Origin of the sequence: Phaeobacter sp. HF9A, assembly GCF_011806385.1 — a bacterium.
Lineage (GTDB): Bacteria > Pseudomonadota > Alphaproteobacteria > Rhodobacterales > Rhodobacteraceae > Epibacterium.
This window is the reverse complement of the sequence record NZ_JAATOX010000020.1, coordinates 32,241-46,415: the sequence shown is the minus strand read 5'-3', so window position 1 is coordinate 46,415 and position 14,175 is coordinate 32,241. Positions and strand designations below refer to the sequence as shown.

Sequence of the window (14,175 nt, the reverse complement as noted above, 5' to 3'; positions counted from 1 at the left end):
CGCAACCGCGCCCCGCCTCCCCAGGGGAGGCGGGGCGCCCGGCCCAACGGGCGCTCGTGGTCCTAAAGGGAGCATGGGCAACGGGCGGGAGCGCAACCGAGGGGCGAGCGCATCTCCCCCTGCGACACAGCGCAGGCTTGTCTGAACCGGCCGGATCTGGGACAAGCGTCCTGCGCCGCGCCTGCGGCATGCACGCCGCCCCATCCCCCGGTGCCATCGCGCCAAGGGCCCGCCTTCCAGGAGAATGACATGTTCCAGAGCTTCGATGTCACCGCCCGCCCCGAACAGGGCCCGCCGCGCCTTGCCGCCCTGCGCGCCGAGCTGGAGAAGGACGGCTATGACGGCTTTCTGGTGCCCCGCGCCGATGCCCATCAGGGCGAATATGTCGCCCCCCGTGACGAACGCCTCTCCTGGCTTACCGGCTTTACCGGATCGGCCGGCTTCTGCGCCGCCCTGCGCCACAGCGCTGGCGTCTTCATCGACGGGCGCTACCGCACCCAGGTGAAACGGCAGGTCGCCGATGTCTATACGCCCGTGCCCTGGCCCGAGGTCTCCCTCGGCGAGTGGCTGGTGCAACAGCTGCCCGAAGGCGGCACCATCGCCTATGATCCCTGGCTGCACGCCAGCCGCGAGATCCGCGAGCTGACCGCGCGGCTGGAGGGCACCGCCATCCGCCTCACAGAGAGCGACAATCTGCTGGACCGGATCTGGACCGACCAGCCCGCCCCGCCGATGAACCCGGTCACCCCCCATCCCGAGGACTTCGCCGGTGAAAGCGCTGCGGCCAAGATCGACCGCCTCGCCGCAACCCTGCGCGGCGCGGGCCAGTCGGCGGCGGTGATCACCCTGCCCGACAGCATCATGTGGCTTCTGAACCTGCGCGGCAGCGATATCCCCCGCAACCCGGTCGCCCATGGCTTTGCCATCCTGCACGGTGATGCACGCGTCGATCTGTTCATGGCGGCGCATAAGCTGCGCGGTATCTCCCTGCCCGAGCAGGTCACCCTGCATGACCCGGAGCGGCTGGTGCCCTGCGTCGCCGCCCTGACGGGGCAGGTCGCGGTGGACGAAGCCAGCCTGCCGCAGGCGCTGGCCAATCTGCTGACGGGTCGCATGGCCCCGACGGGCGATCCCTGCGCCCTGCCCAAGGCGCGCAAGACCAAAGCCGAGATCGCGGGCAGCGCCGCCGCCCATCTGCGCGACGGTGCCGCGGTGGTGGAAACCCTCGCCTGGCTCGACGCGCAACCCGCGGGCAGCATTCGCGAAATCGACGTGGTCAAGACCCTCGAAGGCTTTCGCGCCGCCGATCCCGCCCTGCGCGACATCAGCTTTGAAACCATCTCCGGCACCGGGGCCAATGGCGCCATCATTCACTACCGGGTCACCGAGGAAAGCAATGCCACGCTGGAAGACCGCGATCTCCTGGTGCTCGACAGCGGTGGTCAGTATCTCGACGGCACCACCGATATCACCCGCACCATCGCCATCGGCACGCCCGGCCAGCAGGAGGCCGAGGCCTTCACCCGGGTGCTGCAAGGCATGATCGCCATGTCGCGGCTGCGCTGGCCCGCCGGGCGCTCCGGCCGCGATATCGAGGCCATCGGCCGCCTGCCCCTGTGGATGGCGGGGCAGGATTTCAACCACGGGCTCGGCCATGGCGTCGGCGCCTACCTGAGCGTGCACGAAGGCCCGCAGGGGCTGTCGCGCGCCAATCCGGTTCCGCTGGAAACCGGCATGATCCTCTCCAATGAACCCGGATACTACCGCGAGGGCGCCTTTGGCATTCGGATCGAGAACCTTCTGGTGGTGGAAGACGCGCCAGCCCTTGACACCGCCGACCCAGACCGCAAGATGCACGCGTGGCGCACATTGACCTTTGCGCCCATCGACCGCCGTCTGGTGGTGCCCGGGATGTTATCCGCGGGCGAGCGGGACTGGCTCAACAGCTATCACGCAGAGGTATTCCACAAGATCGCACCCCGCCTCAGCGCGTCTGCGAGCAAGTGGCTTGAAGCGGCCTGCGCGCCGCTCTGATACCTGATTGTTACACTGACCGGGCAAAAGCCTTACCAATGTTAGAAGGAGGGGGAACCCGATGACCAAGATCACAATCCGCAAGGCGGCAGGCAACTGGGTCGTTCGTTCCGGCGGCGCCGTTCTGGGCGAAACGTCGAACGCACTGGAGCTGAGCGAGGGCGAATTGAAACCGGTGATCTACTTCCCACGCGCCGATATCGCCATGGCCTTCCTGGATCGCTCCGACAAGACCAGCCAATGCCCGCACAAGGGCGACGCCACCTATTACTCCATCGTCAACAAATCCTCGGTGACCGAGAACGCCGCCTGGAGCTATGAAACCCCGCTGGAGACGGTTGCCGAGATCAAGGATTATCTCGCCTTCGCGCAGCAGGAGTCGATCAAGGTTGAACAGGTCTGACGACCACAGCCGCCCCCCACAGAGATTTGCAGCGACAAAGCCGGACCTGGTCCGGCTTTTTTGCAACAGGTGTTAAGAATTCTCCGAGAAGTGGCGCGTATCTTCTATATTCTGAAGAGTCTTGACCAATTTCCGGCGGAAATCCCCCGCCGATGAGCAAGTTTCAGCTAAATCAAAATGAGGATAGCAGGTCCGAGGATCGCCATCTCGACATCAGTACTGAAGCACCGATTCATTCAGGCAGCGCCGCATTTCCTCGGCCCCGTCCCGCCCAGATCCACCTTGGGATTTACATGTTGTTTCAACAACATAGTCGATGAGTGCCGTCAGTGCTGCCCGCTCGTTCTCGAGATCTTTTTTTGTCCCTAAGGACACAGCGCCTACCATGCCTTCTGTCCAAGCCCGCATTGTTCTGCCCGCCCGATGCCCGTATTTGTTAATCTTTTGATAATAAAGTTGCCCGCATTAACCTTTCTCTTCAAGTAAAATATTGACAACACTTCGACTCGTACTGCACCACTCTCGCTATGCGAGTGTTGATAGTATTGAATTATCGAAAAACGTGCTTTTATTAGCCCCTGTCACCTCGGCGGGCCGGCGGTGTGCAGGCTCAGCGGTGTTCCTCGGCAGAGACCGCCACCAGCGCCTGGTTATAGGCCTTGAGCGCATCCAGGTGATACAGCAGCCCGACCACCACAGGTTCCGGCTCGGCACCCTCTTCGCGGGTTTCCTCCAGCACCACCGGGATGAAGTCCAGCTCCAGCCGGTCAAAGATCGGCAGCGCGGCCTCCAGCGTCGCCTCCGGGCGGATGGAGACCCCATCGGCCAGCAAGTCCGCCGCCAGGATCTCCTCTTCGACATCGGGCGCGCGCATCACATTGCTGACCTGCAACACCCCCAGCAGATAGGCCTGCGGCCCCGGCGCGCAATGCAGGTTGCGCCGCTCCAGCTGCGTCAGGAAGAATGACCGGTTCACCATCCGCGAGGCCAGCGCGGTGGACATGGAGACCGAGACCATCACCGCCAGACCGATCTGCCAGTCTCCGGTCAGCTCGAACACGATCAGGGTGGTTGAGATCGGTGCCCCCAGCACCGCCGCCGCCACCGCGCCCATGCCCGCAAAAGCATAGAGCGTATGGGTGCCCGAGACATCTGGCAAAAGCGCCGTGGCGATCAACCCAAAGGCGAGCCCGGTCAGCGCCCCAATCATCAGCGCCGGAGAGAACACGCCGCCCCCCATGCGCCCGCCCATGGTGATCGACACCGCCGCCGTCTTGACGATGGCAATCATGATCGCCTGCCCCAGCAGCAAATGCCCCGACAAGGCCCGGATCGTGGTCTCATAGCCAACGCCGATGACATGCGGAAACCAGATCGCGATCGCCCCCAACAGCACCCCAGCCCCCGCCGGACGCAGCCAACGCGGCAGGCGCAGCTTTTGTTGCAGCGTGCTGCCAAGGGTGTCGGCAAAGAAAATCGAATGCATCAACACCACCGCAACCACGCCGCAAACCAGACCCAGCAGCAGAAAGGCCGGCAGCTCCACGTAGAATTTCAGCGCGCCGGGGGTGGCCAGCACAAATTCGGTCACATCGCCATATTCCAGCCGGTTGATCACGGTGCCCGCAACGGCGGCGATCACGATCGGCGCAAAGGCATTGACCGCAAAATGGCGCAGCACCACCTCCATGGCGAACAGCGCCCCGGCAATCGGCGCGTTAAAGCTGGCCGAGACCGCCGCCGCCACCGCGCAGCCCAAAAGGTCGCGCCCGGTGATGCCATCGGCGCGGATGCGGTCGCTCACCCAGGTGGAGATCATCCCAGCGATATGCACCACCGGCCCCTCGCGCCCGGTAGAGCCCCCGGTGGAGAGCGTCACAAAGGAAGCAAAACCCGAGGCCAGCCCGGCGCGGATCTCCACCCGGCCACTGCGCAGCGCCGCGCCCTCGATGACATCGGCAACCGATCGCACCCGCGCATCCGGGGTGAAACGATCCAGCACCAGCCCCACGATCACCCCGCCACAGAGCGGCACCAGAAGCAGCAGATACCAGGGCAGCTGCGCCGCAAAGGAATGCAGGTAATCGACGTCCTCAGCCCCGTATACCGTCGCCTGAAGCGCAGAGATCCCCTCGCGAAACCCCAGCGCGGCAAAACCGGCGCAGACACCGATCACCAGGGCGATCAGCCAGAACTGGATCTGGCTCGGGCCGCGCCGGATCAACACCAGCCAGGTGTCTTTCAGGGCAGCCCGGATCCGGGCAACCAAAACGGCCAGGGCGGAACGCGGCTGAGCGGCCATCATGGGGTCTCCGGTTGCTGTACTGACAAAGGTGATACCACAGAAAAAACGGGCAATTCAGCCTCTCATGACGTGCAATAGATCTATCGTCCCGCTGTTTCCATCGGGTAAACACCGGACCGCCGCACGCCTAGCTATCGCTCAACAGCGCCTTGGCGGCGGCACGGGCCTCTGGCGTGATGCGGTCGCCGGAAACCATGCGGGCGATCTCGTCCACGCGCTCCCCGGCGTCCAGCGGCACCACCTCGGAGAGGGTCACCCCCTCCTGCACCGATTTCTGCACCCGCCAGTGATGCGCGCCCTGGGCCGCGACCTGCGGCGAATGGGTCACCACCAGAACCTGGCTTCCCTCGGCCAGCGCCTTCAGGCGACGGCCCACCGCATCGGCCGTCGCACCGCCGACACCCCGGGCGATGACCGCAAAGAGAAACGACCCGGCGGAAGAAGAGAAGAGAAGGAAGACGTTGAGCGCCAGCAAAAACCGGCTCAGCTCGCCGCCAGAGGCGATCTTGTTCAAGGGGCCCGCCGGGGCGCCCGGGTTGGTGGCCACGGTAAAGGCCACGCCGTCCACGCCCTCGGGGCCCGGTTCCGCCGCGCTCAGGCGGGTTTCAAACACCGCGCGTTCCATCTTCAGCGGCGCCAGCTCCGCCATCACGGCGGCGTCCAGCGTGGCGGCACTGTCGCGCCGCTTGGCCGAGAGCCGCGCCGCCGCCGCGTCATACGCCGCCTGCGCCGCCCTCAAAGCCTTTTCCTGATCCGCGAGGTTCTGATCCCCCGCATCCAGCGCCTGGAGCTTGTCGCGCAGGGTATCGGCATATCCGGCCAGATCATCCGGCAGCACATTGTGTTTGCGCGCCAGCCCCCGGATCGCGAACAGCCGCTCTTCGCAGTCTTCCAGATCGCCGGGGTTGAACTCCAGCCCCTCCAGGAAACGCTCGACCCCGTCCTGCGCCTCGCCCAGCTCCACCATCGCCCGGCTGAGCGCCGCCAGCGGCGCGTCCAGCGCCTCGCCCGCGTCGCCGGCCACAGCCTCCAGCCAGCGCGCGGCCTCGCCCATGGTGCCCTCTGCACCCTCGGTCAGCAGGTTATGTGCGCGGGCGATGTCGCCGCGAATGCGCTCCGCCGCCTGCATCTGCCGCCGCCGCGCGTCCAGGCTCTCGTCCTCGCCGGGTTCCGGGTTCAGCTGATCCAGCTCCGCCACCGCATGGCGCAGGAATTCCTCCTCGGCGCGGACCGCTTCCAGCGCGGCGCGGGTCTCCTCGACCTGCTTGCGCGCCCGCGCGGCCGCGCCCCAGGCGGCGCGCACCTCGGCAAGCTCCGGCGCGGCATTGGCAAACTCGTCCAACATGGCCCGGTGGCCGCGCGGGTTGAGCAGGCCGCGATCATCATGCTGGCCGTGTAGTTCCAGCAGCGTATCCGAGAGCGCCCGCAGCACCTCGCCCGAGCAGCGCCGGTCATTGACCCAGGCGGTCTTGCGGCCATCGGCAGTGTTGATGCGGCGCAGGATCAGGCTGTCGCCGCCAGGAATGCCCGCCTCTTCCAGAACCGCATGGGCCGCGTGGCCCTCGGGCAGATCGAACTCCGCCACCACCTCGCCCTGCTCGGCGCCCTGCCGCACCAGCGCCGCACGACCGCGCCAACCCAGCACAAAGCCAAGCGAATCCAACAGGATAGACTTGCCAGCCCCGGTCTCACCGGTGAGCACATTCAGACCCGGCTGGAAGCTCAGCTCCAGCCGGTCGATGATCAGAAGGTCCCGAATATCAAGTGCGCGCAGCATCAAGATGCCCTGTAAAATGCGTCAGAGCCAATCGCCCTTGATCGACTGTCGATAGATCTGCGCCAGCCAGTTGTTGCCGCGATCCCGCAGCTTCAGCCCGTGCGAGGTCAGCAGCTTGTAGCTGTCCTCATACCATTCGGTCGATTGGAAGTTATGCCCCAGAATGGCGCCAGCAGACTGCGCCTCATCGGTCAGACCCAGCGACAGATAGGCTTCCACCAGCCGGTGCAGCGCCTCTGCGGTATGGGAGGTGGTCTGGAAATCCTCAACCACCACGCGGAACCGGTTGATCGCCGCCGTATAGTGCTGATGTTTCAGATAGTAGCGCCCGATTTCCATTTCCTTGCTGGCAAGGTGATCAAAGGCGAGATCGAATTTCAGGATCGCGGAAGAGGCATATTCGCTGTCAGGATAGACCTCGATCACCGTGCGCAGCGCTTGCAGCGCCTGGAAGGTCAGCCCTTGGTCGCGGCCCACCTCGTCGATCTGGTCATAATAGCTCAGCGCCAGCAGATACTGGGCATAGGCCGCGTCTTCCTCGGTCGGGTAGAAGTCGATATAGCGCTGCGCCGCCGAACGGCTGCTCTCGTAATCCTTGGCCTCGTGATAGGTATAGGCCTGCATGATCAACGCCTGCTTTGCCCATTCGGAATAGGGGTAAAGCCGCTCCACCTCGGAGAAGAAATAGGCCGCATCAGTGTCACGGTTGCGCGCCAGCTCGAATTCACCGCGCTCATAGATCTGCGCCGGCGAGAATTGCTCCAGATCCTGCGCGTATCGTTTTGCGTCGCCGTCCGCACCGCCGCATGCGGCAAGAGTCGCCATCAGTGCGACCGCTCCGATCCCTTTGGCTGCTGCCCTGATGCCGATCATTCCTGCCTCACTTCATCGTCTCAGCCGACTGTCTCTTTTTTTGCGCAGACGCGCAATCCAGGCCGGCCCATAGACCAGAGCACCCGGCGTCCGCAACGGTCTAGCACATTCATATGATGTGCAAAACGCCTTTCGCGCGGCTCCTGTTCAATTGGCAGAGAAAGCAGGCAGCGGTCAAGTGTGCTTGCCGCCTCAGGTCGCGCCCGCAGCGGGAAATTCCCGCACGCCTGCGCGATATGGAAAACGGCCGGCAAAGCGCCGACCGTTTAAGGTTCTCAGACTTTGGTGCAGGCAAAGGGGCGCGCTCAGGCGACGCGGCGCACCTGGGCGGGAATTTCCGACCACACCAGCCCCTGCCCCGGCAGACGCGCGGTCATCAGCGCATCACAGGTCACTTCGCGCACCGCGCCGGGCTCCGCAAAAAGCGCGCGCAGCAGCGTGTTGGTTAGCGAATGGCCGGATTTTTCACCGACGTAATGGCCAAACAGCGGCAGCCCCGCCAGCGCCAGATCACCAAGCGCGTCCAGCATCTTGTGGCGCACCGGCTCGTCCGAATGGCGCAGACCGGATCCGGCATGCACCACCGCGCCGTCAAACACGACTGCGTTTTCACCCGGAACACCGCCAAGCGCCAGCCCATTGGCCTGCATGTCTTCCACATCCACCTGACGGCAGAAGGTGCGGCAATCACAAAGCTCGCGGGCAAAGGTGCCGTTGCGCAGGTCCAGCTCGCGGCTCTGGCTGCCGATACCGGCCTCGGCGAACTCAATGTTGAAGGTCATTTTCAAGCGATCACAAGGCAGCAGCGTCGCCCGCGCCTCGCGGGTTTCCACCATCACCGGCTTTACCACCTTCCAGGCGCGCACCGGCACACCCAGGCGGCGAATGCCGGTGGCCATGATCTCGCGCACGAAATCAGCGGCAGAGCCATCCATGATCGGCACTTCCGGCCCGTCGATCTCGACCCGGACGTTGTGCAGACCACAGCCCGCCAGCGCCGCCATGATGTGTTCCACGGTCGAAACCGAAACCCCGGCGGCATTCACCAGACGGGTACAAAGCGGCGAGCGTTCCACCATATCCCAGCGCGCCGGGATCACGGTGTTGCCCAATGCAATGTCGCTGCGTTTGAAGGTAATGCCGTGCTGCGCCGGCGCCGGGAACAGCGTCATGCGTGCCGGCTTGCCAGAATGCAGGCCGACGCCTTCAAATGTAACCGGTGCTTTGAGCGTGTTCTGCACGAGGCGCCTCATCCGTTGTTTGCGATCACAGGGATCGCCTGCCGGTACACCTAAGGATTTACGCAGATACCCACAATTCAATCTTTGTAACCAAATGAAACATCCGCAACACAGGCTGGCAAAACCCCGCCCACTTGCATGTAATGCATTGTTTCAAAACGAAAAAGACCCGCCGATTGGCGGGCCTTCTGTAGGGTTTCGTGAGCCCTTAGTTGGCTTGACGACGCAGGAACGCGGGGATTTCGATGCGTTCCTGATCCTCGTCATAGGGCTGTTCCGCCGGTTGTTGCGGGGAAGAAGGTATGCTCGGCTGCACCCGCTGCGCCGCCTGCGGACGGTTCTGCGTGGTTTCCTGCGGATGGCCCGTCATGCGGTTGATCAGCGAATTCAGCCCAAAACGGCGCTGCTCTTGTTGATCCGCTGCCGGGGTCCGGCGCTGTTGCGCTTGCGGCTGCTGAGCCTGCTGCGGCTGGGCCGCCTGCTGGCTGGCCTGGTGCCGTTGCGCCGCCTCGCGCAGACGCACGATGGCATCTTGCGACGGCGTACCCGGAGCGGGCGCGCGCGGTGCGACAAAGGCTTCGGCCTGTTGCGGGGCAGCGGCAGGCTGGGCCTGCGACTGAGGCTGCGGTTGCGCCTGATAGGCGGGGGCCGGCAGCCCGTCATCGCTGTTGCCAGCGCTGTGGTGCTCTTCGATCACCGCATCATCGCGGTCGCTCTCGAATTCGGAAAACAGCGAGGGCTCCTGCGCGGCCGGTGCCTCGGCCGCAACCGGTTGCGCAGCCGGGGCGCTGGCGGCGGCCGGAGCCATCGGCTCGGTCAGCTCCAGCGGCGCGCTGCGGTTTTCTTCGGCGCTCACGGTCTTGGTCAGCGGCGCAGACATCGGACGGCGCGGCACCGGCATGTCATGCACGGTTTCCGAAGCGTCAATGCCAGTGGCCACGACGGAAACGCGCATCTTGCCTTCCATCTCGGTGTCGAGGGTGGAACCAACGATGATGTTTGCGTCCGGGTCCACTTCCTCGCGGATGCGGTTGGCGGCTTCGTCCAGTTCGAACAGGGTCAGGTCATGGGCGCCGGTGATATTGATCAGCACGCCCTTGGCGCCGCGCAGGGAGATTTCGTCCAGCAGCGGGTTGGCAATCGCCTTCTCGGCAGCCTGGATGGCGCGATCTTCGCCCTCGGCCTCGCCGGTGCCCATCATCGCCTTGCCCATCTCGTCCATCACCGCACGCACGTCGGCAAAGTCGAGGTTGATCAGACCCGGACGGACCATCAGGTCAGTCACACCCTTTACCCCTTGGTAAAGCACGTCGTCCGCCATGGAGAACGCCTCGGTAAAGGTGGTCTTCTCATTGGCCAGACGGAACAGGTTCTGGTTGGGAATGATGATCAGCGTATCGACGACCTTTTGCAGGGCCTCGACCCCATCCTCGGCCTGGCGCATCCGCTTGGCGCCCTCGAACTGGAACGGCTTGGTCACAACGCCAACGGTCAGCACACCCAGCTCCCGCGCGGCCTGCGCGATGATCGGCGCCGCACCGGTGCCGGTGCCGCCGCCCATACCCGCGGTGATAAAGCACATATGCGCGCCCGCCAGGTGGTCCACGATCTGCTCGATGCTCTCTTCCGCCGCCGCGGATCCCACCGAGGGACGCGCGCCCGCACCAAGACCTTCGGTCACTTTGACGCCCAGTTGCACCCGCGCCTTGGCTGCGTTCTGTTGCAGCGCTTGCGCATCAGTGTTGGCGACCACGAATTCCACGCCTTCAAGCTGTTTTGCGATCATATTGTTGACCGCGTTGCCACCGGCGCCGCCGACACCAAAAACTGTGATCTTGGGGCTCAGCTCTTCTTGTCCGGGCATCGAAAGGTTCAGGGTCATGCTTTTTCCGCCTGTGTTATTAGCCCTCCCGCAAGGGCGTCGATTGTCACTATTCCGCCTTAATCCTATCGCGAAGCAGGAGTCTCGTCATCCCCAAAAGCGCATTGCCCCACAAAATATGGGCCAAATAGAGAGGATTTTTGCCGGATATCGCCATTCAGGCGAGATGTAGCGTATTTCAGCGATACCGAACACAACATAACAGCGACCCCACAGCACATAAGATGCAGGTTCGGGCAGTCAAAGGTTATATTCGGCGATAAGCTGCTCAGCCTCGCGGGGCCTTTTGGCCATTGCCCTACCCTTAACAAAAGGAAAACGCGCCGTCACGCAAAAACAAACCCCGCGACAGCGCAGGTCACGAGGTTTTTTTGATCCGCTGGCGATCTGACGCGGCCCAGGACGGGGTGCCTCACCGGGCGCAACCTGCGATCCGCTCACAGCGCGCCGCGCGCGTTACCAGTTGTCCTTGAACCAACGCACGACGCGGCGCATCGAGCCCCCCGCCATCCGGTCCACCGGCGCCTCAAAGTCCCACCACTCATCCTGCGGATGGGCGGCAAACAGGCACATCCCCACCGCCGAGGCAAAGCCCGGCCCGGTCACCGATTGCGGCAGGCCGTGCACGCGCATGGGACGCCCCAGCCGCACCTGCTGGCCCAGGATCCGGCTCGCCAGACCGTCCAGCCCGAGGATCTGGCTCGACGCACCGGTCAGCACGATCTGCTGGCTTGGCAGGTGGTCAAACCCGGCGGCATCCAGCCGCACCCGCACCTCTTCCAGGATCTCTTCGACCCGGGGCCGCATGATGCCGATCAGCTCGGCGCGGCTCACGGTGCGGCGGTCGCGCTCCCAGTCGCCGGTCTCGCCGCCGATATCAATCATGTCGCGATCATCGACGCCGGTAGCATGGACGCCGCCCGACATGGTCTTGATCCGCTCGGCAATCGCCGTCGGCACCCCCAGCCCCATGGAAATATCGCTGGTGATGTGATCGCCTCCCATGCGCACCGCATCGGCATAGATCATGTGTTTCTTCATGAAGATCGAAATCGAGGTGGTGCCGCCGCCCATATCGACACAGGCCGCGCCCAGCTCCTGTTCGTCCTCCACCAGCGCCGAAATGCCCGAAACATAGGCCGAAGAGGCAATCCCCGCGAGCTCCAGATCGCAGCGCTGCACACAGCGCACCAGGTTCTGGATCGCCATCGCCTCCACGGTCAGCATATGCATATCCACCGAGAGCGCCTGCCCCATCTGGCCGCGCGGATCCTCAAGGCCGGAGCGATTGTCGAGCGCGAAATTCACCGGCTGGGCATGCAGCACCTCGCGTCCGGCGCCATATTCCGGCACCTCGCAGGCGGCCAGCACCCGGGCGATCTCGTTTTCGGTGACCTCCTGACCTTCCAGCTCCACCGTGGCATCCAGCCCATAAGAGCGCGGCAGCGCCCCGGCGAAACAGGCGATCACGTGATCCACCCGCACCTCGGCCATTTTCTGCGCCGCCTGTACGGCGGTGCGAATGGCGCGTTCGGTTTCCTGCATGGCGGCGATCTCGCCAAATTGCACCCCGCGCGAGCGCGTGGTCGCCGCCCCAATCACCCGAAATCCCGATTGCCCCGCCAGCGAGCCGATAGAGTTGTCCTCGCTCAGCCGCCCGGAGCCATCAAACCGCAGCACCAGACAGGAGATCTTGGAACTGCCCACATCCAGAATGGCCACCACGCCGCGCTGCATGGCCTGGCGTCGCATCTGCCGCATCGCACGTTGGGATTGATACAGGTCTGTCATATCAATAAGCGCTCTCGTTCAATTGCCGAATCCGCCACCAATCGGTGACGGCATCGGCGTTCATACGTACAGTCAGACGGTTCGGCAGGCGCAGATCGACCACCGCCACATCCCGCTCCAGCAGATCCCTGGCCTCGGCCTCGGCGATCACCCGCTCCAGCGCCGCCACCGGACGCTCCACCGGCAGCTCGATGCGCTGGTTGCGGTCCAGCACCACGTCCCAGCGCCGCTCGCCCACCCGCACCAGCCCGCGCAGCCGCGTGCCCAGCGGACGGGCCGCCGCAAACAGGCGCAGGGCCTCGGGCGCGTGTTCATCCGCCCCCCTGCCCGCGATCAGTGGCAGCTCCGGGTGCAGGCTGCGCTGGCCCAGCTCGGCAACAAAGGCGCCGGTTTCGTCCAGAAGCGCCAGCCCATCGCGGCTGCGCCAGACGATCGCCGGTTCGCGCTCCACCACATCCACCTGCAAGATGCCGCCGGGACGGATGCGCACGGCGGCGGTCTTCACCGGGTCCAGCCCGACGATCAGCTCGCGGATGGCGGCCAGATCCAGATCAAAGGAGCTCGACGGCAGATCCAGCGCCGTAACCTCGCGGATGTCCATCGCCACGCTCTCGCCCGCGCCATCAATGGCCATCACATTGACCATGAATTCGGGCCGGGTCTCAAAGGCGGTGCGCGCCTCAACATAGAGCTCAACCAATTTCTCGCGCCGCGCCTCGCTGGCCAGATAGCCGCCCGCCGCCGCCAGGGTCACGCAGATCGGCAGGCCAACCCGCAGCCCCATGCGAATGCCCGGCGTCAGCATCCAGCGCTGGATGCGGTATTTCAGACGCGAGGGCGCCGGGTCGCATTTGCCCTCTGCCGCACGGGATTTCGCCCGGCGCGAGATCAACGCCCGCATGAGGCATCCTCCACCAGCCAGGCGCAGAGCTGACCAAAGCTCAGCCCGCAATGCTGCGCCTGTTCCGGCGTCAGCGAGGTCGGCGTCATGCCAGGCTGCGTATTGGTTTCCAGCAGGATCAGCCCCGCCGCCCCGCGCGCTTCGTCCCAGCGGAAATCGGTGCGCGACACGCCGCGACAGCCCAGCACCTGATGCGCCCGCAGCGCATAGTCCAGACAAAGCGCGGTGATCTCCTCGGGCACCTCGGCGGGCACCACATGGCGCGAGCCCCCGGCGGCATATTTCGCCTCGTAATCATACCAGCCATCGGTGAGGATATCGGTCACGCAAAGCGCACGCTCCCCCATCACCGTCACGGTCATCTCGCGCCCCGGCGCATAGGTTTCCACCATCACCTGATCGGGCATGTCATCCGACAGCTGCGGCGGGCTGTTTGCCGCCTCATTGACGATATAGATACCAACGCTGGAGCCCTCGTTATTGGGTTTCACCACATAGGGCGGCGCGATCACATGGCGCGATTTGACCTCGTCCTTTGTGGCGATCACACTATCGACCACCGGCAATCCGGCGCTGCGATAGGCCGCCTTGGAGCGGGTCTTGTCCATTGCCAGCGCCGAGGCCAGCACCCCGGAATGGGTATAGGGAATGCGCAGCCATTCCAGCATGCCCTGCACGCAGCCGTCCTCGCCCAACGGCCCATGCAGCGCGTTGAAAACCACATCCGGTTCGATGTCCTGAAGCTGCGCCACAAGATCCGGGCCCGCATCGACCTCAATGACCTCATAGCCTTCGCCCCGAAGCGCCTTGGCGCATTCACGCCCCGTGGACAGAGACACCTCCCGCTCGGCGGAGGGGCCACCCATCAACATCGCAACCTTCGGGAGTGTTCCGCTCGATCCACCCACGTTCACTGCCTCGATTTCATTCGGGCGTTCTCGCCCTTTATTGTTTTGACGGCGCCGGAT

General features: G+C 64.5%; 10 protein-coding genes. 2 read left to right on the top strand and 8 right to left on the bottom strand.

Features of this window, described 5'->3' with window-relative positions:
- Positions 1-249: 249 nt before the first annotated feature.
- Together HCZ87_RS05950 and HCZ87_RS05945 are read left to right on the top strand one after the other, a co-directional pair.
- On the top strand, positions 250-2,034 hold the full coding sequence (locus HCZ87_RS05950) for an aminopeptidase P family protein (protein ID WP_167642855.1): 1,785 nt from the start codon (positions 250-252) through the stop codon (positions 2,032-2,034).
- A gap of 61 nt (positions 2,035-2,095) precedes the next feature.
- Positions 2,096-2,437 carry a DUF427 domain-containing protein gene (locus tag HCZ87_RS05945; RefSeq protein WP_167642854.1) on the top strand — a complete coding sequence of 114 codons (342 nt, stop codon included), beginning with the start codon at positions 2,096-2,098 and terminating at the stop codon, positions 2,435-2,437.
- Positions 2,438-3,047: 610 nt separating this feature from the next.
- Here the strand turns inward: HCZ87_RS05945 and HCZ87_RS05940 are convergent.
- From HCZ87_RS05940 to HCZ87_RS05905, 8 genes are all read right to left on the bottom strand, one after another.
- On the bottom strand, positions 3,048-4,739 hold the full coding sequence (locus HCZ87_RS05940) for a chloride channel protein (protein WP_167642858.1): 1,692 nt from the start codon (positions 4,737-4,739) through the stop codon (positions 3,048-3,050).
- 130 nt (positions 4,740-4,869) lie between these two features.
- Positions 4,870-6,519 carry a DNA repair protein RecN gene (gene recN / locus HCZ87_RS05935; RefSeq protein ID WP_167642853.1) on the bottom strand — a complete coding sequence of 550 codons (1,650 nt, stop codon included), beginning with the start codon at positions 6,517-6,519 and terminating at the stop codon, positions 4,870-4,872.
- A 21-nt stretch (positions 6,520-6,540) separates the two neighbouring features.
- Positions 6,541-7,392 carry an outer membrane protein assembly factor BamD gene (locus HCZ87_RS05930; protein ID WP_167642852.1) on the bottom strand — a complete coding sequence of 284 codons (852 nt, stop codon included), beginning with the start codon at positions 7,390-7,392 and terminating at the stop codon, positions 6,541-6,543.
- A gap of 305 nt (positions 7,393-7,697) precedes the next feature.
- Entirely contained in the window at positions 7,698-8,645 is a 948-nt protein-coding gene (lpxC, locus tag HCZ87_RS05925; RefSeq protein WP_167642851.1) for a UDP-3-O-acyl-N-acetylglucosamine deacetylase, read from the bottom strand.
- 196 nt (positions 8,646-8,841) lie between these two features.
- The gene (gene ftsZ / locus HCZ87_RS05920; RefSeq protein ID WP_167642850.1) at positions 8,842-10,515 is read right to left on the bottom strand and encodes a cell division protein FtsZ; all 1,674 of its coding nucleotides are present in this window, start codon (positions 10,513-10,515) and stop codon (positions 8,842-8,844) included.
- Positions 10,516-10,971: 456 nt separating this feature from the next.
- On the bottom strand, positions 10,972-12,306 hold the full coding sequence (gene ftsA / locus HCZ87_RS05915; RefSeq protein ID WP_167642849.1) for a cell division protein FtsA: 1,335 nt from the start codon (positions 12,304-12,306) through the stop codon (positions 10,972-10,974).
- A 1-nt stretch (position 12,307) separates the two neighbouring features.
- Positions 12,308-13,207 carry a cell division protein FtsQ/DivIB gene (locus tag HCZ87_RS05910; RefSeq protein WP_167642848.1) on the bottom strand — a complete coding sequence of 300 codons (900 nt, stop codon included), beginning with the start codon at positions 13,205-13,207 and terminating at the stop codon, positions 12,308-12,310.
- Positions 13,195-14,079 (bottom strand): D-alanine--D-alanine ligase, encoded by an 885-nt coding sequence (locus tag HCZ87_RS05905; protein ID WP_175582167.1) that lies wholly within the window; start codon positions 14,077-14,079, stop codon positions 13,195-13,197. The genes HCZ87_RS05910 and HCZ87_RS05905 overlap by 13 nt, the downstream gene beginning before the upstream one ends.
- Between the last annotated feature and the right edge of the window lie 96 nt (positions 14,080-14,175).

Coding starts and splice junctions, on each gene's coding strand:
- ftsZ (WP_167642850.1), bottom strand. CDS start 10,515: ATGACCCTGAACCTTTCGATGCCCGGACAAGAAGAGCTGAGCCCCAAG.
- ftsA (WP_167642849.1), bottom strand. CDS start 12,306: ATGACAGACCTGTATCAATCCCAACGTGCGATGCGGCAGATGCGACGC.
- HCZ87_RS05910 (WP_167642848.1), bottom strand. CDS start 13,207: ATGCGGGCGTTGATCTCGCGCCGGGCGAAATCCCGTGCGGCAGAGGGC.
- HCZ87_RS05940 (WP_167642858.1), bottom strand. CDS start 4,739: ATGGCCGCTCAGCCGCGTTCCGCCCTGGCCGTTTTGGTTGCCCGGATC.
- HCZ87_RS05945 (WP_167642854.1), top strand. CDS start 2,096: ATGACCAAGATCACAATCCGCAAGGCGGCAGGCAACTGGGTCGTTCGT.
- lpxC (WP_167642851.1), bottom strand. CDS start 8,645: ATGAGGCGCCTCGTGCAGAACACGCTCAAAGCACCGGTTACATTTGAA.
- HCZ87_RS05930 (WP_167642852.1), bottom strand. CDS start 7,392: ATGATCGGCATCAGGGCAGCAGCCAAAGGGATCGGAGCGGTCGCACTG.
- HCZ87_RS05950 (WP_167642855.1), top strand. CDS start 250: ATGTTCCAGAGCTTCGATGTCACCGCCCGCCCCGAACAGGGCCCGCCG.
- recN (WP_167642853.1), bottom strand. CDS start 6,519: ATGCTGCGCGCACTTGATATTCGGGACCTTCTGATCATCGACCGGCTG.
- HCZ87_RS05905 (WP_175582167.1), bottom strand. CDS start 14,079: ATGTTGATGGGTGGCCCCTCCGCCGAGCGGGAGGTGTCTCTGTCCACG.